This is a genomic window from Micromonospora yasonensis (genome assembly GCF_026013475.1).
Lineage (GTDB): Bacteria > Actinomycetota > Actinomycetes > Mycobacteriales > Micromonosporaceae > Micromonospora > Micromonospora yasonensis.
This window is the reverse complement of sequence record NZ_JAPDPH010000422.1, coordinates 1-1,991: the sequence shown is the minus strand read 5'-3', so window position 1 is coordinate 1,991 and position 1,991 is coordinate 1. Positions and strand designations below refer to the sequence as shown.

The 1,991-nt window shown below is 74.7% G+C and carries 2 protein-coding genes; both read right to left on the bottom strand.

Annotated elements, in window-relative coordinates:
* Positions 1-153: 153 nt before the first annotated feature.
* Positions 154-1,287 carry a DNA replication/repair protein RecF gene (gene recF / locus ONA70_RS35995; protein ID WP_265010938.1) on the bottom strand — a complete coding sequence of 378 codons (1,134 nt, stop codon included), beginning with the start codon at positions 1,285-1,287 and terminating at the stop codon, positions 154-156.
* 16 nt (positions 1,288-1,303) lie between these two features.
* Positions 1,304-1,991, bottom strand: a 688-nt coding sequence (locus ONA70_RS35990; RefSeq protein ID WP_265010937.1) for an NADP-dependent phosphogluconate dehydrogenase, incomplete at its 5' end; no start/stop codon positions are given.

The following is a 1,991-nucleotide window of genomic DNA, read 5'->3' as shown; positions in this document are numbered from 1 at the left end:
GCGGCCGCGCCGGTGTCCGCCCCGGGGCCTCCGCCGGCCGGGTCGGCCGGCCGGCCGCGCCCGGTCGCGGCGGCACCGTCCGCCGTTCCCGGGCCGCCCTCGGGGGTACGCCCACCGCGTCCCGGCCCCAGCCGGGCCGGGGGAAGCTGGACCTCATCCGACACGGCGCACCGTCCCCTCGCCCACCAGGTACCGGGCACCACGCAGGGCCGCCGGCACGTCGTCGTCGACCGCGCAGGTCACCAGGAGCTGGCTGGCCCCGCCGACCAGCTCGGCCAGGCGCTCCCGCCGGCCGGCGTCCAGCTCGGCGAAGACGTCGTCGAGCACCAGCACCGGCTCGATGCCGTCGGCGCGCAGCAGGTCGTACCCGGCCAGCCGCAGCGCGAGCGCGTACGACCAGGACTCGCCGTGGCTGGCGTACCCCTTGGCGGGAAGTGGGCCGAGGGTGAGCGCGAGGTCGTCGCGGTGCGGTCCGACGAGGGTGGTGCCGCGTTCGATCTCCGCCGACCGCTGCTCGGTCAGCGCGGCGGTCAGCGCCTCAGCCAGCACCGCCCGGTCGGTGGTCGGCTCGGGCAGCTCCACCGACGGCCGGTACGCGATCCCCGCCGCGCCCCTGCCCGCCGCCACCGCGTCGTACGCCTTGGCCACGTGCGGGGTGAGCGCGGCGACCAGCTCCAGCCGGCCGGCGAGCAGCTCGGCCCCGTGGTGCGCCAGGTGCGTGTCCCAGACCGCCAGGGTGGACAGGTCCCCGCCCCGCGAGCCGCCCGTCTTGCGGGCCAGGTACGCCGTCCGCAGCAGGGCGTTGCGCTGCTTGACCACCCGTTCGTAGTCGGCGCGCACGCCGGCGTACCGGGGCTGGCGGGTGACCAGCAGGTCGTCGAGGTACCGGCGGCGCTCGGCCGGGTCGCCGCGAACCAGCTCCAGGTCCTCCGGGGCGAAGAGGACCAGGCGCAGCGCGCCCAGCACGTCCCGGGCGCGGCGGGCCGGCGAGCGGCCCAGCCGGGCCCGGTTGGCCTTGCCGGGGACGATCTCCAGCTCCACCAGAAGCTCCCGGCCCTCGTGCACCACGGCGCAGCGGATCACCGCCGAGGTGGCACCCATCCGGACCAGGGGGGCGTCCGTGGCGACCCGGTGCGAGTCCAGGGTCGCCACGTAGCCCAACGCCTCGACCAGGTTGGTCTTGCCGACGCCGTTGGCGCCGATCAGCACGTTCGGGCCGGGCTCCAGGTCGACGCCGACCCGCTCGTACGAGCGGAAGTCGACCAGTTCGAGCCGGCGGACGTACACAGGCTGTGGATACCGGTCAGCTCGTACGCTTGACGACGGCGTGGCCGCCGAACTGCTGGCGCAGCGCGGCGACGGCCTTCATCGCCGGCGAGTCGTCCTGGCGGGACGCGAACCGGGCGAAGAGGGAGGCGGCGATGACGTTCAGCGGCACGGCGAGCCGGACCGCCTCGTCGACGGTCCACCGGCCCTCGCCGGTGTCCTCGGTGTAGCCGCTCAGCTCGGCCAGCTCCGGGTCCTCGTCGAGCGCGCGGTCGAGCAGGTCGAGCAGCCAGGACCGGACCACAGTGCCCTCCCGCCAGGACTTGAAGACGCCCGGCACGTTGGTCACCAGCTCGGACTTGGCCAGCAGCTCGTAGCCTTCGGCGTAGGCGTGCATCAGGCCGTACTCGATGCCGTTGTGCACCATCTTGGCGTAGTGGCCGGCACCGACCGGGCCGGCGTGCACGAAGCCGAACTCGCCCGCGGGCTTGAGCGCCTCGAAGATCGGCATCAGCCGCGCGACGTGCTCCTGGGCGCCGCCGACCATCAGGGCGTACCCGTTCTGCTTGCCCCAGACGCCGCCGGAGACACCCACGTCGATGTAGCCGATGCCCTGCTCGTTCAGGCGCTCGGCGCGCGGGGCGTCGTCGCTGAACCGGGAGTTTCCGCCGTCGATGATGATGTCGCCCTCGCCGAGCACGCCGGCGAGCTCGTCGATCGTGGCG